We start from the raw sequence: 19,726 nt of genomic DNA on the forward strand, positions 1-19,726 counted from the left end.
GCGGCTGGAGCTTAAGGCTGCGGTCGCCGTGCCCGCGGGTTCGGTGCGGTGCGGGCCGGTACGGTTCGGTGGGCGATGAACTGCGGTTTCACCGCGGGGAAGGGCGTGCGGGCGGGCTCGGCGGCGACTGCTCAGCGGGCGCGCGAACCCCACACGCCCGGATCGAAACAAACACAACCCGAATTCGCCGGAACGTCTCCGCGACGTACTGTGTCGTACGGTTCACGCACCGCGCACGGGCCGCTCCGCGGGAATTCTCCGGCGCACCGCCGCGGCGAGCCCGGCACGGCCGTCGACCCCCAATTTGCGGTAAACCGCGCTGAGCCGTTTCTCCACCGCCCGGCGGCTGATCCGGAGTTCGTCGGCGATGTCCTGATTGGTGTGCCCGAGCGCGGCCAATCCGGCCACCACTTCCTCGGCCCGGGTCAATTCCGCGGTGTTCGGCGCGGAATGCGGCTCGGGCCCGTCTTCGGCCGGTGCGGCGTTGCAGCGGGCGGCGAGCAGCCTGCCTTCGGCGATCAGCGCCTCGGACTCGGCAGGTGCCCGGTCCGCCAGCGCGGAACCCAGCGCGGTCAGCGCCTGCGCCAGCACCAGCTCGTCGGTGCCCGTGCGCAGCACCTGCACGGATTCGCGCAGCAGCCGGACGCCGCGAGAACCGCCGGTGACCGTCGCGAGCACCCGCAGCGCCAGGCCGAGCTGGGCGGGCGCGCCCCACTGCCGGGCCCGCTCGAGTTCCTGCTCGGCCAGCCCCGCGGCGGCGTGCCGCGCGCCGAGCCGGTGGTGCAGCAGCGCAGCGGTCGGGCGCCACGAGTACATCGCGGTGCCGTGCCAGCCGGATTGCTCCAGCCGCCTGCCGCAGTCGAGCACGTGCGCCAGCGCCGACTGCGGCTGCCCGTTCTGCAGCGCCATCGCGGACTGTAGGAGCCGCCTGGTCGCGAACAACCGCAGGTCGTGCGCAGCGCCGGGCAGCTGCAGCACCCGATCGGCCAGCTCGGGGTCGCGCAGTCGCCGAGCGACCGTGCCCAGCGCGCACACCGGCAGCACCATCGCCTCGTTGCGCGCCGGATCGGCCAGCTCGAACGCGGTGAGCGCGACGCTGCGGGCTGGTGCGAGCTGCCCGGAGCTCATCAGCAGCAGGCTCCGCTCGGCCGCCACTACCGCCTCGGTGCCGGTGGCGCCGCGTTGCCGCGCGTTCTCGCCCGCCAGCCCCAGCCACGACTCCAGTCCTTCCGGCGCGCCCGCCGCCAGCAGCAGCGGCGGCAGGTAGGCCAGCATCGAGTGCACCGCGGTCGAGGCGTTCGCCGGTTCCTGTTCCAGCAGTTCCCGCGCCATGCCTGCGACTTCGGCCGCCCGTGCCCGCCCGGACAGCGTCACCGCGGACAGCAGCACCACGCGCAATTCGCGTTCCGCGGCACTGCCCGCACCGGCACCGAGTTCGCCGAGCCGGGCGGCGGCGGCCGGATGCGTGGCGGCGTCTTCCAGCGCCGCGTACCGCGTCCGCGCCTCCAAGCGCAGCGCGAGCTGGCCATCGGCGTCGGAGGGCGGGCCGAGTTCCCCTTGGACCCGCTGCACCAGCTCCGCGACCTGCGGCAGCGCCCCGGCGGCGGTCAGCGGCAGCTGCGCGACCACTTCGGCCCGTTCGCGCACCCCGGGCAGCCTGGGAACGGCTTGGGTGATGTGCCGGACCGCGGAGCCGACGTCGAACGCCAGCTCCACCGACCCGAGCTCGGCCAGCAACCGCGCGCGATCCGCACCAGCGGGGTCCAGGTCCAGCAGGGCTCGGCGCAGGTAGCGAGCGGCCGTCTCCGGAACGCGCGGCCGCACCGCGGCCGCGGCCTCCCGCAGCCGCAGCACGCCCCGGTCCGGCAGCGCGGAGTTGACCAGCAGCAGCTGGTCCGCGACCGCCTCCGGTGGGCGGCCGTGGCCGTGCAGCAGCTCGGCGGCGCGCAGGTGCAGGTCGTCCTCGGCATCGGCCTGCTCGTCCACGACCGCGAGCACGTCGTCGGCGACTTCCGGACTGATCGCGGCGATGCGGTCCACCCGCACCTCGAACCACGGTTCCAGCGCGCGCAGCGCGTCGTCGTAGCGCACCGGGTCCAATTCGGACAGTTGTTGGACCAGCGCCGGATCCGCGTGCTCGCCCAGCGCGACCACCGAGCGGGCCACCAGCGCGGCCGGTGCGGTCAACTCCTTCGCCAACCGCCGCCTGCGATCGTCGCCTGCGAGCTCGTGCAGCCACGCCACCGGATCGGGCTCGGTGTGCACCGCGTGCGCCACCGCTTGGTCGAGCAGGCGCACCAGGTCGCGCGGATTGCCGCCGGTGAGCTCGTGGCAGCAGGCGGCGAACTCCGCATCGACGTCGAGCCGCGCGCGCACCAGCTCGCCGGTCGCCGCCGCCGACAGCGGACCGGGGCGCAACCGGTGCCCGGCTGCCGCGGTGAACTCGTGCATCAGCGCCGCGCGGTCGCGCTCGGGTTCCCGTCCGGCGCCGAGCACCGCCGCGATCAGCACTCGCATCCCGCGCAACCGCGCCACCAGGTGCACGAGGCAACGCAGCGACGCGTCGTCGGCGAAGTGCAGATCGTCCACCACCAGCACGACCGGCCGGACGGCGCTGGTGCGCACCAGCAGTGCGTGCAGCGAATGCAGCACCGAGATCGGGACGGTGCCCGCCTGCGAGTCCGCGTCCTCGCCGGCGGGCGGCAGCGCGTCGCGCGGGGTGTCCGCTGTGGATGAAGCAACCGGAACGTCCGGAGCGTCGCCCGTCGCGGAGTCGCCAGCAGTGTCTATTGTGGATGGTCGAGTTGCCGCTTCGACGCGGGCGGCCTCCGAGAGCCCGCGCAGCAGGCGGCGCGCGAGCCCGAACCGGAAGGTCCGCTCGCTCGCGGCACCGCTCGCGCTCAGCACCAGCGCACCGCTGTCGTCCGCCAAGCCGCGCAACCGCTCCAGCAGCGCCGACCGGCCGCTTCCGGGCGTCCCCTCGATGTGCACCAGCGCACCGGATCCCGCCAGGACCGAGTCCACCGCCCGGCTCGACGCGGCCAGTTCGGCCTCGCGCTCGACCAGCATCCGATCAGCTCCGCCCGTCCAGTTCGGCGGGCAGCTGGGCACGCCGCTGCACGCCGAGCTTGCGGTAGACCTTGGTGAGCCGCAGCTCGACCGCCCGCACGGTGACGCCCAATTCCGCCGCGATGTCGCCATTGGACAGTCCCCGCACCGCGAGGGCGGCGGTCCGGCGTTCCGCCGTCGTCAACGCGGTCGGCGTGGCGGTTTCCGGAACCCGGCTCGGCCCGCTCGTCGTTGCGGCCGGGGCGTGCTCGTGCGGCAGAAGACCCGGCACAGTCCAGTTTTCGGCGATTTCCCGTTCCTCGACGCCGAGCGCCGCGGCCGCACCGGTGCGTCCGAGCACGCCTTGGGCCGCCGCTGCCGACCGCCGCCACGGCAGCACCGCCGGGTTCAGCCTGCTCTTGGCGCGCATGATCCGGCCGCACTCCTGGAAATACCCCAACGCGGTCGCAGCGTCCCCGGCTGCCAGCCGCAATTCGCCGCGAGCGTGCAGCAGGTAGCTGAACGCCATGCCGCGCTCCGCGCCCAACGGCAGCTCCACCGCAGCGGCCCGCTCCGCCGCGTCGAAGTTGCCGCGCCGCAGCGCCAGGGTGATCTCCGCGGCGACCTGGTGCGGCTGGCTCATCGGATGCCGGGCGTGCAGCGGAAGTTCCTCGGCGGCCGCGGCAAGATCGGCCTGCGCGTCGGTCCAGCGTTCGTCCGCTGTGGCCACGATCGCGCGCTGCACCAGTGCGTTCGCGGCGGCCGCGAGGCAACCTTCGCGGCGCGCGTCGGAGAGCACATCGGTCAGCCCCGCGGCCGCTTCGGCCAGGTCCGCGCGGCAGGCGAGCGCACGCGCTGCCGCGATCCGCGGCGTCAACGGCGACCTCCGGTCAGCCAGCGCCGCCCGCGCCAGCGTCCGCACCAGATCCGGATGTCTCCCGGCGCAGGCCAGCCGCCAGGCCAGCACCCCGGCTTGGGCCGCGTCGCCGGGTTCCTCCGGCAGCGCGGGCACTTCCGGCGCGGCCGATGCCGGTTCAGGGCCGCACCCGTCCGCTGCCAGCAACGCCAGAGCCTGCAGCGCGGGCTCGGATATCCGCCCGCACACCCGGGAAAGTTCCCGCCACGCGAGCTCCGCGTCGCCACGAGCCAGCAGCAGGTCCGCGGCGCGCACCAGCACCGCCGGGTCCGCGGTTTCCGGTGCATCCGCCAGCACCTGCCGCAACCCGCCGTCACCTGCCGCGGGATCGTGCACGACCTGGGAAGCGGCGAGCACCGTCCGCAACTGCGCCCGGTACGAGTCCGCGACCGGCTCGCGCAACGCGCGGCGCAGCAACACCGCGGCCCGCTCGTCGCGACCCGCCATCCGGTGCCGCGCGGCCGACTGCACCAGCGTGTCGACCACCCACCGGCTGTGCAGCGGCGGAGCGTGCACCAGCAGTTCGGCGAGCACGTCCGGTTCGACCGCGGCGGCCCGGTTGCCGATCTCGGCGGCCCGCGCGTGCAGCTGCTCGCGCCGCGCCGGGTCCATCTCGGCGAGCACGGCCGAAGCCGTGGCAGCGCCCGGTTCGAGCAGTCCGTGCCCGGCCAACGCATCGCCGGCCGCGGCCGCGGCGCCGGGCTGCATCCCGGCGATCGCGCCGACCAGCTCGAAGTCGAACCGGCCCGCGCACACGGCGATCGCCTGCAACAGCCGGGCCTGCTCGGCGGGCAGGCCGCGCACGGTCCGCTCGGCCAGCTCGCCTTCCGCCTCGGCGGCCAGTTGCCGGAACCGCGCCAGGTTCCGCGGGTGCGGGCTCAGCCCCTCCGCGCGGTATTCGCGCAACGCCGCGCTGAGCACCGCCGGGTTGCCCGCGGTGCTTTCCGCAGCGGCCACGGCGAACTCGCGCGGCCCGCGTTCCGGCAACATCCCCTCGACCTCCTCGGCGGACAGCGGTCCGAGGTGGATTTCCCGCACCGGCACCGGAATCGCGCCGTCGAACCGGTCGGGCACCTCGGCGAAACCACCGCGCACCGCGCGCACCATCAGGACCGCGGATCCGTCGGAGTGCTGGGCCACTTCCCGCCACCAACGCCGCGACCACGGGTCGGTCCACTGGTCGTCGTCGACCGCCACCAGCAGCGGTTCCTCCCGCGCCAGCGCCAGGAAACGCCCGCACATCTTGGGTTCGCAGGTTTCGCCCGCGCCCATCCAGCTGATCCGCGCGAGCTGCTCCGGCGGCAGCAGCACGCCCGCGAGCTGCGCGACGGTGCTGTAGGGCAACTCGGTCTCGATCGGCGAGCTGCGGGCCACGGCGGTCCGCACCCCCGCCGCGCGCGCCTGCTCGACGACGGCGGTCAGCAGTGCGCTGCGCCCGGCGCCGGGCGGGCCGGTCACCGTCACCAGCGCGGAACGACCGGCGCGCAGTTCGCCGACCAAGTGGGCGAGCACGCCGAGTTCCGCATCCCGCCCTGCGAGACCGCACCCGGAGAATCGCTGGACCTCGTTCGCCATCAGCGGCCCCTGCGCCGACCGGAGAACCGCATCATCAGCGAGCGAATATGAAAATCACTCAGGAATAACCCGGCGGAGTCAGCACCGCGCATTCCCTCACGAAACGTGCTCAACGGCGCTTACTCACCCGCATTACCGGATAGCGGCCGGGGAGAGTCCGCATTCGCCGGAAGCCGCTCGGCCACCGAAACCTCCCATGGCTCGCAATGCCGAATGCGCCGGAACGCCGAATGGCCCGAAACGCCGAACGAGCCGGAACATTGGCGGGGCAGCACATCGTTTCAACAACTCACCGGCCGGGCAGCGCACCGGCTGCCGCAGCCGAGCGGATCATACCATCGCCATCGCCCGATTCCGGCGGCGTGGCAACGGATTCCTGGATCGTGGACGACCACCCGGAATGATCAGTCAAGCTGATACCGCGGTCGGCGAATTCTTCCGGACTCCGGCGAAAAACCCGCTCAACCCGCCTGCTCCACGAGCGCCGCAGGCAATGCCGCCCGCCCGCGCACCCCGAGCTTGCGATAAGCGCTGGTCAAATGCAGTTCCACGGTGCGCACGGTGAGGAACAGCGACTCCGCGATCTCCCGGTTCGTCGCCCCTTCCGCGGCCCGGTCGGCGACCCGGCGCTCGCTGCCGCTGAGCGCGTCCGCGGGCGAGCCGGTGCCGCGGCGCAACCGCCCGCCCGCGGCCAGCAACGCGGCCGAGGACAGCGCCACCTGCCTGCGGTCCCGCCGCAGCACCGACATGTCCAGCGAAGATCGCAGGTGCCCGCGCGCTCCTTCCGCATCACCTTCCGCCAGCAGCCGCCGCCCCAGCAGGTATTCGGCTTCAGCGTGCGCCAGCTTGCCGGGCGAGCCGGCCAGCGTCCGCACCGCCGAGGACAGCAACCGCAGCCCTTCCTCCCCGGGCGTGACGACACCGCGCGCGGTCAACGCCATGCCCCGCGCACGCACCGTGCCCCACCGCGCCGCCAACTCCGCGCCGTGCTCGGCGATCCGCTGACCTTCTTCGTGGCGCCCGAGCGCGGCGAGGATCCGCGCCGCGTCGTACCACCACGCCGCGAACACCGGGTTCGTGATGCCCGCTTCGCTCAGGCTTTCCCCGCAGTGCAGCAGGATTTCCAGCGCACCGGCCGTGTCGCCGAGCGCTTCCCGCGCCCACGCCCGGGCCATCAGGTACGGGTGGTACTCGAAGGTGAACTCCCCGAAGCGGGCGCGGTCGATCCCGCGCAGCAGTTCGTCGGCCCGCGCCGCCTCGCCCTGCCGGATCAGCGCCATCGCCAGCGAGGTCTGCGGCATCGTCATCGCCCCGACCCAGGACTCCTGGACCAGCACGTCGTAGCAGGACTGCCCGTCGGCGAGCGCTTCGGCGAGGTCGCCGGTCCAGTGCCGCACGATCGCGCGGGTGCTGGTGGCCAGGCAGTAGGTCCACGCCTGCCCGGTGGCCTGCGCGTGCTCGATGAGCAGCCCCAGCGCGGCGAGCGCTGACTCGTTGTCGTCGGCCATGTACAGCGACAGCGCCGAGCCCATCAGCGCCCAGCCGCCGCTTTCCACGTCGCTGATCCGCAGCACCCGGCGGGCCTGCTCGGCGGGTTCCTCGGCGTGCCGGAAGGTGCGCAGCGTCCCCAGCGAGGACAGCAACGCCAGCAGCTGCCGCTCCTCGGCGGTGACCCCGGCGGGATCGGGCCTGCCGCGGAACCGCTCACCCGCGCTGCGCACCGTGGACTTCTCGTCCATCCCGGACAGCAGCACCACCGCCTCGATCGCGGTGCGCAACGCCAGATCGGCGCCCGCGGGCTCCGGCCCGACCAGCGCGTCGAGCTCGTCGAGCACCCCGGAGGTCAGTTCGTAGGCGCGCACCGAGTTCTGCGCGGTCAGCGAGATCAGCGCGTACTGCGCCGCGACCGGCACCCGGCTGCGCGGCTCGTCGAGCAGTTCCAGCGCGCGTTCCAGCTGGCGCAGCGCGGTCTCCGGTTCGAGCTGGCCGAGCATCCGCGCGCACTGCACCAGCACCGCGACGTCGTCGCCGTCGAACTCGAGGACCCGCCGCAGGTAGCGGGCCGCCATTCCCGGCGCGCCGCGGTGTTCCGCGCAACCGGCGGCTTCCCGCAGCACATCGGTCATCCACGGCCGCGGCGCCGCGGGCAGCAGCAACAGCGGCACCGCCACCTCTTCGGCCGGGCGGCCCACGTCGTTGAGCAGCGTCGCCGCGCGTTCCCGCAGCCGCCGCAGCACCTCGTCCGGACTGTCGCGCAGCACCGCCTGGCGGACCGAGTCGTGCACGAACTCCGCGCAGCCGTCGGCCGCTTCGGTGACCAGGTCGCGGCGGCCGAGTTCGCGCACCGCCGCGGAAACCGTGCGCTGGTGGGTCCGCGCCAGCGCCGCGATCAGTTCGGGCTGCTCGCCCGGCAGCACCGCGATCGCGCGCGCCACCGCGAGGACCCGCGCGGGCAGTCCCTCCACAAGGGACGGCGCGACCACGGTCCGCCCGAGCTCTTCGAGCACCACCGGGTCCCAGCCTTCGCCGGGATGCTCGCGCAACCGCGCCGCGACCATGCCGAGCAGGAACGGGTTTCCGCCGGTCAGCTGCGCGCAACGGGCCGCGAAGTGCTCGTCCGGCGCGCTGCCCGCCGAGGCGGCGAGCAGCTCACCCGTGGCTCGCGCACCGAGCGCGGGCAGGTCCACGGTGCGGCACAGCGGCATCTCGGCGATCTCCCCGAGCATTTCCGGGCCCGCGCCGCCGTCGCCGGTGCGCTGGGTCAGCAGCACCAGCAGCGGCAGGTCCTCCGCGCGCCGCAGCAGGAAAGCCAGCCACCGCAACGAATTCTCGTCGCACCACTGCACGTCGTCCACGGCCAGCACCAGCAACCCGTCGGCGGTGAGTCCTGCGACGAGCCAGTGCAGCCCGTGCAGCACGGCGTAGGTGCTGCTCGGCGCGGGGGCGAGGCCGTCCGGCTGCAGCGCGGGCAGCGCGAGCCGGGCGCTGCCCCGCAACGCATCCGGCCGGGGCGCATCGGGCTGCGTTGCCTCGAGCCGGGGTGCATCGGTCTGCAGTGCTTCGGGCCGCGATGCATCAGTCCGAAGTGCGTCGGCGCCGGGTGCATCAGCCCGGGATGCATCGGCCCGGGATGCATCGGCCCGGGATGCATCGGCGGAGTCTTCGGCCGCGGTGCCGAATCCCAACGGCTGGAACAAATCGCGCACCGCGCCGTAAGCTCCCGACCCCGCATCCGGGCAGCGGGCGCGCAACGTGCGCGCGGCGACCGGCGCCAGCCGTCCGAGCGCGGCGTGCAGCAGCCCGGTCTTGCCGATGCCCGCGGGCCCGCGCAGCAGAACCGCCCGGCCGGAACCGCTCCCGGCTTGCTCCGCGATCCCGGTCAGCAGCTCCAGCTCGTCGTCCCGGCCGAACAATTCGGCAGGCCCGGCCCGGTCCGCACGGGCTGGTCCCGGGATGTTCCGGTGCCGTTGCTCGGCGTACATCGCACTGCTCCTGATCTCGGTGCGGCGGGAGGTTACCGGCGGTACACAGCGCGGCACAACGACGACCGGACCGCGGCACCGGGAAGGCATGAATTTCCCCGGTATATTCCGAGATTCTTGCTGAATCCTTTCCGGTGATCTTTTCACGGTCCGCACACGTCCGATCACTTTCCGTATAGCATCGCCCGGTGCCCGGAGAGGAGATCCCGCCGGAATTCTGGCGTTGCCCGCAGGTCCGCGACGCCTTGGCGGCCCACGACATCGGCTCGGTCTACCGCGCGCTGCGCACGCACGGCGTGCCGCAGATCCGCATCGCGGCGCTGACCGGGCAAGCCCAGAGCGAAGTCAGCGAAGTGCTCAGCGGCCGCGCGGTGCGCAGCTACGACCTGTTGTCCCGCATCGCCGAGGGACTCGGCGTGCCGCGCGGCTGGATGGGCCTCGCCTACGCCGGAGGTGACGAGCAGGCACCCGACGCGGAAGAAGAGGAGGAGCAGGTGAAACGACGGAGTTTCCTGTCCTACGCGGGCTCCGTGGTGGTCGGTGGGCAAACCGACGCCGGCCCGCCGGGCGTGCGCGACCTCACCGCGCACAGCGCTGCGCCGACCAGGGTGGGCGCTTCGGACCTCGCCGCGATGCAGCGGATGATCACCGAGCTGCGCACGCTGGATCAGCGCTACGGCGGCGTCGGCCAGTACGGCACGATCGCCGCGTCGGCCCGGCAGGCCGAGGCGATGCGCGAGGCGTGCATGTCCGAGCAGGTACGCGCGGACCTGATGGCCATGCTGTGCAACCTGCACGCCACCGCGGGCTGGATCGCGGCGGAGAACGGGTTGTTGCAAGCCGCGCACGGGCACTACGGGCGCGCGCTGTCGTTCGGCCGGGAAGGCACGGATCCGCTGGCGATCTCCCGCGCCCTCTACGCCGCCGGGCGCACCGAGCTGCACTTCGGCGATGCCGAGTCGGCGTTGAAGCTGTTCCAGCTCGGTTCGCTGCGCACCGACTCGTCACCGCTGGTGAGTTCGGTGCTGCAGCTCAACTGCGCGTGGGCGGCCGCGTTCGGGCAGCGCAAGAACACCGTGCAGCGCGCACTGGAGCAGGGCCGCAGCCAGCACGCGGCCGCGTCGATCGACGACGACTACCCGCTGCTGCGGTGGTTCCGCGAAGCCGACCTGCTGGGCATGACCGGGTCGGTGCAGCTGGCGATGGGTGATCACGAAGGCGCCGCGGGGAACCTCTCGCGCGCGGTGGCCGCCCGCGCTCCGGGCGAGGTGCGTTCCACCGTGTTCGAGCTGGCGAGCCTCGGGGAGGCCAAGTTCGCGCTCGGCGACCACGCCGCCGGTTTCCGGCACGGCCGCCGCGCGGTGCTGCTGGCCTCCCGGGTGCGCAGCGCGCGCCTGCGCGGCCGGCTTGCCGGGTTGCGCGCGTGGTCGGCGCAGCTGGCGGACCGGCAGCACGCGGCCCGCGATGACGCCGCGGAGCTACTCACCCGCATCGACCGGCTCGCCGGCGTGCAGGGCTAGCGCCTCCTCCGGCGTGATTTCGCCGGCGATCACCCGGCGTGCCAACGCGTAGCTGACCGGTCGCGCGGTTCCTGCTCGCTCGGTCAGCAGCCACACGACGCAATCCAGCATCGCCCGGAAGTAGCCTTTCGCCCGGTCCCGCCCGCCCGGCGCGGTGCCCAGCGCCGCCCCGCCGCGGGCGCGCTGCGCGAGTGCGGCGCGCGCACCGGCGACGGTTTCCTGCAGCGCGTCCACCGGCTCACCCGGTGGCGGTGATCCGGTCCGCAGGCGGCGGCACGATGCCCGGGTGCGCGCCGAGGTATCCCAGCAGCGCGTCCAGATCGACCGGGCCACCGGTCACGTCGGTGCCCTCGGTGAAGCCGCTGAAGCCGTCGCCGCCGCCCGCCAGGAAGTTGTTCACCGCGACGCGGTAGGTCGCGCCCGGATCAACGGGTTCGCCCGCGATGGCCAGATCGGACACCTTGGACCCGGCGGGCGCGGATTCCGAGTAGGCGTAGTGCAAAGTGGACGAAATCTGCAGCATCGTCGCGCCGTCGCCCTGCCACTGCTGCTCCAGCACGTTCTTCAACTGCGCGCCGGTGAGCGTCATGGTCTGCATGGTGTTGCCGAACGGCTGCACGGCGAACGCTTCGCCGTAGGTGATCACGCCGTCACCTTCGCCGTTCGCCGACGACCGGTGCGGCAGGTCGGCGCGGATTCCGCCGGGGTTGGTCAGCGCCACCTGCGCGCCGGTCCCCTTGGTGGCTTCCATCTGGGCGTCGGCGATGAGGTCGCCGAGCGTGGTTTCCCCGGACGGCGCGGGATCGCGGCTCAAGTCGCCGGTGGCGGTGCCCACTTCGCGGTTCGCGATCGGGGCGGCTTTGGTCTTGGCTTCGTCGACCAGCGCGGCGGTTTCCGGGTCGGGTGCGATGTCGCGGCTGACGATTTCGTTGCGCGCCTTGGTCTTGTCCCGCACGACGTCGCCGGTTCGGTGGTTGATGCTCAGGTCCATCGTGGACAGCAGACGCCCGTAGGAAGCGCCTTGCACGACCGGGCGCGGATCGCCGGCCGGGTCGTCGACGGTGCAGTTGTACTGCTGGTGGCTGTGCGCGGTGAACAGCGCGTCGACCTTCGGCGAGGCGGCCGCCGCGACGCGAGTGGCCGGTCCTTCCGGGGCCACCGCACAGGAATCCGGCCCGCCGCCTGCGGCTTCGTCGCCCTGGTGCATCAGCACGACCTGCGCTTTGACCCCGAGTCGGTCGAGCGCTTCGGCGGTGCGGTCGATGGCGGCGACCTCGTCGCCGAACTCCAGGCCCGCCACCGCGTCCGGGCTCACCGACTGCGGCAGGTCGTGCAGCGTCACGCCGATGATCCCGATGGGCACACCGCCGGAGCGCTGCACGCTGAACGGCAGCAGCGCGGGCCTACCGTCCGCAAAGGACACATTCGCACCCAGGGTCGGGAAATCGGCACCGTCGAAGGAATCCCGGAACGCGCAGCCGTCCTCGGGGTGGCACCCGCCGCGCTGCATCCGCTGCAGCTCGGGGTAGCCCTCGTCGAATTCGTGGTTGCCGACGACTTGGGCGCGCACGTCCTGCGAGTTGAGGAATTCGACGGTCGGTTCGTCGTGGAACAGCGCGGATTCCACCGGCGATGCGCCCACGCTGTCCCCGGCCGAGAGCACCAGCGAGTTCGGCACCTCCGCGCGCAGCCGGTCGATGTGCGCGGCGAGGTAGGCGGCACCGCCCGCCGGGACGCTCGTCCCGTCCGCCAGCTCGACCTCGCCGGATGATCCGGACGGCGCCGCGAGGTTGCCGTGCAGGTCGTTGAACGTGATCAACCGCACCTCGGTGTCGGCGGGCGCTGCCTGCGCGGGCAGCGCCGTTCCGAAGGTGACCAAGCACGCGGCGACCGCGACGGCGGCGCTGCGCACGCGACATGCGCGCATCCGATTGTCCTCCCACCCACCAGTGATCCACCGGACATTCTGCCGCCACCCCTCCCCCGAATCCACCCTCTCTTTTCGGAGTGAACGGCCTGTTCGTCCCACTAGATTGGTCGAGCGGTCCGTTCACTCCTCGCGAACCCGGCAGTTGCCGCGCGCCCGACACGCCCGCACATCCCCATTCCGAGCAGCTTCGATCCGGGTGAACGACCTGTTGGTCCGGCTAGATTGGTCGAGCGGTCCGTTCACTCGGAGATGTGCGGCGGATGGCCTGGCGTGTCCGGCAGGGTGCGGGCACCGCCAGGAGCAGGGTGCGGTGACCGCCGGGGCGGGCGGCCGGTCATCGGCGGCGGGCGGCGACACGCGGAGTCTTGGGGTGCGGGAGAGGACTCGGCCCAACATGTAGTGTGGCCGCGCTGATGGTCACCGGGGTGCCCGGTGGGACAACAGGGAACCCGGTGCGAATCCGGGACTGCCCCGCAGCGGTGAACGGGAACGACCGCCGTCACCACCTCCCCGGGTGGTGCAGCACTGGACGCCCGAGGCGTCCGGGAAGCGACGGCCAGTAGGTCCGGCGCGACGACGCCGGCTGCTCGTGAGTCCGAAGACCTGCCATCGGTGCGCGCACGAGGGGTGCGCGCTGTCCGGGACCTCGCGGGCGGGTCGCGCGGACGTGCGGTGCTGCGCGCCGCTGTCCCCGCGCGCTCGTCGACGGCCCCGGGCTGGTGTCCGAGCTTGCGAGGAGACAGCCAGTGACCCGATCACCCATCGCCCCAGCATCCACACAGCACGCAGCATCCGCGCAGGCGGCAGCACCCGCGCAGGCCCCGGAACGGACCGCCGCCGCGCCGCCCGACCTCGAAGTGACCGGCCCGGACGGCACCCGGCACCGGCTGGACTGGTCCCGGGTCAGCACCGTCGTGGAGCAAGCCTGCACGGGATTGTCCGATGTGGACTCCGCACGAGTGCTGCGCGAGGTCCGCCGCACGCTCTACGACGGGATGCGCGCGGCCGAACTGGCCGAGTCGCTCACCATGTCCGCCCGCACTCTGGTCGAGAGCGAACCGAACTATTCCCTGGTCACCGCACGCCTGCTGCTGGACGAGCTGCGCCGCGAGGCGCTCAGCGCGCTGCACGGCGCGCCCCGGCAGGCCGACCAGGTCCAGATGCGCGAGCACTACCCGTCCTACTTCGCCGCGTACGTCGGCCGCGGTGTCGAGCTGGGGCAGCTGGACCCCGAGCTGGCGCGCTTCGACCTGGACCGGCTCGGCGCGGCGCTGGACGCCGACCGGGACACCACGTTCGGTTTCCTGGGCCTGCGCACGCTTTACGACCGTTACCTGCTGCACGACGGCGGCGTCCGCTTCGAGCTGCCGCAGGCGTTCTTCATGCGCGTCGCGATGGGTCTGGCGCTGCAGGAAGACGATCGCGAGGCGCGCGCCATCGAGTTCTACGACCTGCTGTCGTCGTTCGACTTCATGTGCTCCACGCCGACGCTGTTCAACGCGGGAACCACCCGCCCGCAGCTGTCCTCCTGCTTCCTGACCACTGTGGACGATGACCTGCCGGGGATCTTCCACTCCGTGAGCAACAACGCGCTGCTGTCGAAGTACGCGGGCGGGCTGGGCAACGACTGGACCCCGGTGCGCGGAACCGGCGCGCACATCAGGGGGACCAACGGCAGCTCGCAGGGCGTCGTGCCGTTCCTGAAGATCGCCAACGACACGGCGGTAGCGGTCAACCAGGGCGGCAAGCGCAAGGGCGCCGTCTGCGCCTACCTGGAGACCTGGCACATCGACATCGAGGAATTCCTCGACCTGCGCAAGAACACCGGCGACGACCGCCGCCGCACGCACGACATGAACACCGCCAACTGGGTGCCGGACGAGTTCATGCGCCGCGTGCACGCCGACGGCACCTGGACGTTGTTCTCCCCGGACGAGGTCCCGGACCTGCACGACCTCTACGGCGCGGAGTTCGCGCAGCGCTACCGCCACTACGAGGCCGCCGCCGAGCGCGGCGAGCTGAAGGTCTTCCGGCAGGTCGGAGCCGTGGACCTGTGGCGGCGGATGCTGACGATGCTGTTCGAGACCGGGCACCCGTGGATCACCTTCAAGGACCCGTGCAACCTGCGCTCCCCGCAGCGGCACGCCGGCGTCGTGCACTCCTCCAACCTGTGCACCGAGATCACGCTCAACACCAGCTCGGACGAGGTCGCGGTGTGCAACCTCGGCTCGATCAACCTGGCCCGCCACGTCACCCCGGACGGCATCGACCACGAGCGGCTGCGCGGCACCACGCGCACGGCGGTGCGGATGCTGGACAACGTGATCGACGTGAACTTCTACACGATCCCGGAGGCGCGCAACTCGAACCTGCGGCACCGCCCGGTAGGGCTGGGGCTGATGGGCTTCTCGGACGCCCTGTTCGCCCAACGCATCCCGATGGCTTCGCAGCGGGCGGTGGAGTTCGCCGACCGCAGCATGGAGGAGATCAGCTTCCACGCCATCGCCGCCTCGAACGAGCTCGCCGTCGAGCGCGGTCGCTACGAGTCCTTCGACGGTTCCCTCTGGAGCCAGGGCGTGCTGCCGATCGACTCCCTGCGGCTGCTCGCGGAATCTCGCGGTGACGCCGATTTCGACCATTCGTCCACGATGGACTGGGACGCGTTGCGGGAACGCGTCCGCACCGGCGGGATGCGCAACTCCAACGTGATGGCCATCGCGCCGACGGCGACGATCTCGAACATCTGCGGCGTGGGCCAATCCATCGAACCGCTCTACCGCAACCTGTACGTCAAGTCCAACATGTCCGGCGACTTCACGGTGCTCAACGAGGACTTGGTGCGAGACCTGAAGACGGCCGGGTTGTGGGACGAGCAGATGGTGCGCGACCTGAAGTACTTCGACGGCGACCTCAGCCCCGTCGAACGCGTCCCCGCCGAATTGCGGGCGCTCTACGCCACCGCCTTCGAGATCGAGCCGCGCTGGCTGGTCTCGGCCGCCGCGCGCAGGCAGAAGTGGCTCGACCAGGCGCAATCGCTGAACCTCTACTTGGCCGAACCCAGCGGCCGCAAGCTCGACGAGCTCTACCGCAGCGCGTGGCGAGCGGGACTGAAGACCACCTACTACCTGCGGTCGGCCAGCGCCACGCACGTGGAGAAGAGCACCTTGCGAGGCACCGACGGCCGGCTCAACGCCGTCTCCCCCGCAGCCGCCGAAAGTCCACAGTGCTCAGTCGAAGACCCGGAATGCGAGGCGTGCCAGTAAGGCATCCGCACCCCTCACCGAGCTGAACTCCTGGAGTGAGCATGACCTCCCTGCGAACCGACACCACCGGCCTCGGCGAGATCGACCGCGCCGCAGGCCGCGTCGACGCCGACGACAAGTCGATGATCAACGCGCGCGCCGACGTCAACCAGCTGCTACCGATGAAATACGGCTGGGCGTGGGAGAAATACCTCGCCGGCTGCAACAACCACTGGATGCCGACCGAGGTGTCCATGCACGCCGACATCGCGCTGTGGCGCTCCCGCGACGGTCTCACCGACGACGAGCGGCTGATGCTCAAGCGCAACCTCGGCTTCTTCGCCACCGCCGAATCCTTGGTGGCCAACAACATCGTGCTCGCCGTGTACCGGCACATCACCAATCCGGAGTGCCGCCAATACCTGCTGCGCCAGGCCTTCGAGGAAGCGGTGCACACGCACACCTTCCAGTACATCTGCGAAAGCCTCGGCCTCGACGAGGGCGAGCTGTTCAACGCCTACCGCGAGATCCCGTCCATTTCGGACAAGGATGCCTGGGCGCTGCGCTACACCCAGCACTTGGAAGACCCGCAGTTCGCCACCGGCGGCCAGCAGCGCGATCAGGCGTTCCTGCGCGACCTGATCGCCTTCTACGTGATCTTCGAAGGCATGTGGTTCTACACCGGCTTCGCGCAGATCCTCGCGCTGGGCAGGCGGAACAAGATGGTCGGCATCGCCGAGCAGTACCAGTACATCCTGCGCGACGAGTCGATCCACCTGAACTTCGGCATCGACTGCATCAACCAGATCAAGCTGGAGAACCCGCAGTTGTGGGCACCCGAGTTCCAGGCAGAGGTGCGCGGGATGCTCACCGAGGCCTGCGAGCTGGAGGTCGCCTACGGCCGCGACACGATGCCGCGCGGCATCCTCGGCCTCAACGCCGAACTCTGCGAGCAGTACATGCATTTCATCACCAACCGCCGCTGCGTCCAATTGGGACTGGATCCGGTTTTCCCCGCGGCGGAGAACCCGTTCCCGTGGATGTCCGAGGCGATGGACCTCAAAAAGGAGAAGAACTTCTTCGAAACCCGAGTCACCGAGTACCAGTCCGGCGCCTCCCTGAGCTGGGACTGACGGGCTCCCTTCGAGCGCGACCCCGTCCCCGCACCGCAGGGGACGGGGCGCTCAACCCGGTGCGGCAGCTTCGAGCTGGTCGGCGAGTCCGGTCATGATGCCCGCATAGCTCGCGTAGCTGCACGGCGCGACCGCGTGCCATTCGACGAACCGGTCGTGCGCGGCGGCTTCCTGCGCGGCGAACACCGGATTGCGCTTCATCTCCGACGGCGGCAACGAAGCCGGTCTGGTGTCCCACATCAGCACATCCCCGCGGTAGGACCCGGCGTTCTCCCAGGACAACCGCTCGAAGTACCCGCCACCGCCGGTGTCCGGACGCGCGGGCGCCTGGATCGGCAGTCCGAGCTCCCGCACGTAGTAGTCCAGGTCGGGGTTGCGCGCTGGCACCACGACGAAGAATTCCTGCTTGGTGCCACCGATCGCGAGGATGCTGCGGTGCTGCTCCCGCATCCGCGCCCCGATCCTGCGCAACCGTTGCGCGGCCGCGTGAAATCGGGCCTCGTCCGCGCGCATCCGCTCCGAGTCCACATCGGACCCGAGCGCGCGGGCGAGTTCGCGGTAGGCCCCGATCGTCTCCGGCAGCGACCTGCCGGACTGCTCGATGCCGACGGTCGCCGCGATCGACCGCGCCTGCCGCTCCTGCTCGACGGTCAGGTGCCACAACCCCTCGAACTCCGCGTACTTGCCGCTGACCAGCAGGTCCGGCCGCAACGCCGCGGTGCGTTCCATGTCCAGCTCGCCGTATCCGGGTCCGGTGACATCGATGACCCGGCGCGGATCGATGCTGCCGGCCTCCGGCTCGGTGCTGCCGTCGTCGCGCACCAGCGGGCCGAAGGTGCCCACCACCGGCACGCCGAAGTCGTTCAGCGCGCCCGCCGCGGAGACCTGTGCGATGATCCGCCGCGGCACGGCGCCGCTGGTAGCCCGCACACCCCGGTCGTCCACGAAGGACCATCCGGGCGCGCTGCCGCCGTCCGGTGCGGAGCAACCCGCCAGCGCACCCAGGGACAGCCCCAGCCCGAGCACGCGCCGCCGACTCACCATCACGTCCTCCAACCGTTGAGGTTAGGCTAGCCTACGTAGGCCCCGATAGGCGAAGGGTTTCCGGCGATGGCCCGACGGCAGGACGTCCCCCGTCCGCAGTACGTGGTGTTCCAGGCGCGCGTGGCGCGCGTGCGACGACTCGGCCCGAGCTTCACCCGCATCACGTTCACCGGCGACGACCTGCACAGATTCGGCATCGGCGGACTCGACCAGCGGATCAAGCTGATGCTGCCGCAGCCCGGCCGCACCATCGCCGACCTGCCGGACGGACCGGACTGGTACCCGCGCTGGCAGGCGATGCCGGACGAGGTGCGCCCCACGCTGCGCACCTACACCGTGCGCGCGCACCGGCCGGAGGCCGCCGAGCTGGACATCGACTTCGTGCTGCACGGAGTCGACGCCGGCCACGGCGGACCGGCCTCGACCTGGGCGGCGACGGCCGCGCCGGGCGACGAGGCCGGCCTGCTCGGACCGGACCGGCCCGGCAGCGGACCCATGTGGGGCTGCGAATGGTCCCCGCCGCGCTCCGCCCATCGGCTGGTGCTCGCCGGGGACGAGACCGCGGTGCCCGCGATGGCGGCCATCGTGGAGTCGCTGCCCGCCGACGCCCGCGGCGTGGTCTGCGCCGAAGTGCCCACCGTGGACGACATCCAGACCTGGGAGGGCCCGCGGAACGTGGAGATCCGCTGGCTGGTGCGGCGGCGCCCGACCGGCTGGCTGCCGCACGGCGCGCTGCTGGAGGACTCGGTTTCGGCCGCGCTGTCCGAGTTCAGCGCCAGCGGCGGGGACTGCGCCACCGCGCTCGAAGACGTCGACGTCGACTCCGCGACGCTGTGGGATGTGCCGCAGGAGACGACCGCGGCGACCGCCCGGCTCTACGGCTGGCTGGCCGGCGAAGCCTCCGTGATCAAGCGGCTGCGGCGGCTGATGGTGCAGGACCACCAGGTACCGCGGGGCGCGGTGGCGTTCATGGGCTACTGGCGCGCGGGGCGCAGCTGAGCCCGCATCACAACGACGACCTCTTGGCAGCCTCACCGGACGCATGTCAGGATCTTCTTGGTTTTGGTAAGGCTAACCTAACCACGGAGGTTCGAGTGTCACCCGCGCAGCAACCGGTCCGCAGTGATTTCGCCGGCCGCCTCCGGTCGGAGACCCGCACCGAGCACGAACACGTCCAAACCCTGCCCTTCCTGCGCGCCCTGATCGCCGGCGAGCTGGAGGCCGACGCCTACGCGGTGATGCTCGCCCAGCACTACTTCGCCTACCAGGTCCTGGAATCGGCGGCCGAAGTGATGCGCAGCGACGTCGTCGCCGGGCCGTTCGTCAGCGACCGGCTGCGCAGGCTGCCGCACCTGGAGACCGACCTGCACTACTACCTCGGCCCGGACTGGCGCGAAGTGATCAGCGCCAGCGAGGCCACCGAGCGCTACTGCGAGCGGCTGCGCGAGGTGTGCTTCGACTGGCCCGGCGGGTTCGTGGCGCACCACTACACCCGTTGCCTGGCCGATCTCTCCGGCGGCGCCGTGATCCGCTCGGCGATGCAGCGCAGCCTGAACCCGCCGGACGGGCAGGGCTTCGCGTTCCTCACCTTCGACGACGTGCCCAGCCGCCCCCGGGTGCGCAACGCCTACCGGCTGCTGCTGGACACCGCAGGCTGGGACTCGCGGGAGCAGAAGCGGATCACCGCCGAGGTCCGGCTGGCGTACCACTTGAACACCGAGGTCTTCACCGACCTGGGACGCAGGCTGCCACCGCGGATCCCGCGGCAGCGCGGTGCGTGACCCGGGGTGCCGCAGCACGACGAGTGGTCCGGGGATGCGGGGAGCAACCCCGCGC

Annotated in this window: 11 protein-coding genes and 1 riboswitch; of the genes, 5 read left to right on the forward strand and 6 right to left on the reverse strand. The window is 71.8% G+C overall.

Features of this window, described 5'->3' with window-relative positions; translation table 11 throughout:
- Window positions 1–222 precede the first annotated feature (222 nt).
- From V1457_RS30055 to V1457_RS30065, 3 genes are all read right to left on the reverse strand, one after another.
- The gene (locus tag V1457_RS30055) at window positions 223–3,069 is read right to left on the reverse strand and encodes an AAA family ATPase (protein ID WP_338598631.1); all 2,847 of its coding nucleotides are present in this window, start codon (window positions 3,067–3,069) and stop codon (window positions 223–225) included.
- A gap of 4 nt (window positions 3,070–3,073) precedes the next feature.
- Window positions 3,074–5,539: an AAA family ATPase gene (locus tag V1457_RS30060; protein WP_338598633.1), complete on the reverse strand. Its 2,466-nt coding sequence runs from the start codon at window positions 5,537–5,539 to the stop codon at window positions 3,074–3,076.
- 461 nt (window positions 5,540–6,000) lie between these two features.
- Window positions 6,001–9,021, reverse strand: coding sequence for an AAA family ATPase (locus tag V1457_RS30065; RefSeq protein WP_338598635.1), 3,021 nt, complete (start codon window positions 9,019–9,021; stop codon window positions 6,001–6,003).
- Window positions 9,022–9,209: 188 nt separating this feature from the next.
- On the opposite strand from V1457_RS30065, the gene V1457_RS30070 reads away from it, so the two are divergent.
- On the forward strand, window positions 9,210–10,541 hold the full coding sequence (locus V1457_RS30070) for a hypothetical protein (protein WP_338598637.1): 1,332 nt from the start codon (window positions 9,210–9,212) through the stop codon (window positions 10,539–10,541).
- On the opposite strand, the gene V1457_RS30075 is transcribed toward V1457_RS30070, so the two are convergent.
- Both V1457_RS30075 and V1457_RS30080 read right to left on the reverse strand, forming a co-directional pair.
- Window positions 10,500–10,775, reverse strand: a complete 276-nt coding sequence (locus tag V1457_RS30075; protein ID WP_200071940.1) for a hypothetical protein — start codon at window positions 10,773–10,775, stop codon at window positions 10,500–10,502. The two genes, V1457_RS30070 and V1457_RS30075, sit on opposite strands and share 42 nt — an antisense overlap.
- Before the next feature lie 4 nt (window positions 10,776–10,779).
- On the reverse strand, window positions 10,780–12,468 hold the full coding sequence (locus V1457_RS30080; RefSeq protein WP_338598641.1) for a bifunctional UDP-sugar hydrolase/5'-nucleotidase: 1,689 nt from the start codon (window positions 12,466–12,468) through the stop codon (window positions 10,780–10,782).
- Between the two features lie 400 nt (window positions 12,469–12,868).
- Window positions 12,869–13,097, forward strand: a riboswitch (cobalamin riboswitch).
- A 120-nt stretch (window positions 13,098–13,217) separates the two neighbouring features.
- Between V1457_RS30080 and V1457_RS30085 the strand changes: the two genes are divergently transcribed.
- Both V1457_RS30085 and V1457_RS30090 read left to right on the forward strand, forming a co-directional pair.
- Window positions 13,218–15,734: a ribonucleoside-diphosphate reductase subunit alpha gene (locus tag V1457_RS30085; RefSeq protein WP_295140678.1), complete on the forward strand. Its 2,517-nt coding sequence runs from the start codon at window positions 13,218–13,220 to the stop codon at window positions 15,732–15,734.
- A 41-nt stretch (window positions 15,735–15,775) separates the two neighbouring features.
- On the forward strand, window positions 15,776–16,846 hold the full coding sequence (locus V1457_RS30090; protein WP_200071938.1) for a ribonucleotide-diphosphate reductase subunit beta: 1,071 nt from the start codon (window positions 15,776–15,778) through the stop codon (window positions 16,844–16,846).
- Between the two features lie 51 nt (window positions 16,847–16,897).
- Here V1457_RS30090 and V1457_RS30095 read toward each other — a convergent pair whose 3' ends face one another.
- Window positions 16,898–17,893, reverse strand: a complete 996-nt coding sequence (locus V1457_RS30095) for an ABC transporter substrate-binding protein (RefSeq protein ID WP_338605170.1) — start codon at window positions 17,891–17,893, stop codon at window positions 16,898–16,900.
- Window positions 17,894–17,956: 63 nt separating this feature from the next.
- On the opposite strand from V1457_RS30095, the gene V1457_RS30100 reads away from it, so the two are divergent.
- Window positions 17,957–18,889 carry a siderophore-interacting protein gene (locus V1457_RS30100; protein WP_200071937.1) on the forward strand — a complete coding sequence of 311 codons (933 nt, stop codon included), beginning with the start codon at window positions 17,957–17,959 and terminating at the stop codon, window positions 18,887–18,889.
- Window positions 18,890–18,984: 95 nt separating this feature from the next.
- Complete coding sequence (locus tag V1457_RS30105) at window positions 18,985–19,671, forward strand: biliverdin-producing heme oxygenase (RefSeq protein ID WP_338598645.1); 687 nt, start codon at window positions 18,985–18,987, stop codon at window positions 19,669–19,671.
- Window positions 19,672–19,726 lie beyond the last annotated feature (55 nt).

This window comes from Saccharopolyspora sp. SCSIO 74807, assembly GCF_037023755.1.
GTDB classification, from domain to species: Bacteria; Actinomycetota; Actinomycetes; order Mycobacteriales; family Pseudonocardiaceae; genus Saccharopolyspora_C; species Saccharopolyspora_C galaxeae.

Bases quoted from the DNA above. Each gene is read 5' to 3' on its own strand.
- V1457_RS30060 (WP_338598633.1), bottom strand. From the start codon at position 5,539: ATGGCGAACGAGGTCCAGCGATTCTCCGGGTGCGGTCTCGCAGGGCGG.
- V1457_RS30055 (WP_338598631.1), bottom strand. From the start codon at position 3,069: ATGCTGGTCGAGCGCGAGGCCGAACTGGCCGCGTCGAGCCGGGCGGTG.
- V1457_RS30080 (WP_338598641.1), bottom strand. From the start codon at position 12,468: ATGCGCGCATGTCGCGTGCGCAGCGCCGCCGTCGCGGTCGCCGCGTGC.
- V1457_RS30090 (WP_200071938.1), top strand. From the start codon at position 15,776: ATGACCTCCCTGCGAACCGACACCACCGGCCTCGGCGAGATCGACCGC.
- V1457_RS30065 (WP_338598635.1), bottom strand. From the start codon at position 9,021: ATGTACGCCGAGCAACGGCACCGGAACATCCCGGGACCAGCCCGTGCG.
- V1457_RS30100 (WP_200071937.1), top strand. From the start codon at position 17,957: ATGGCCCGACGGCAGGACGTCCCCCGTCCGCAGTACGTGGTGTTCCAG.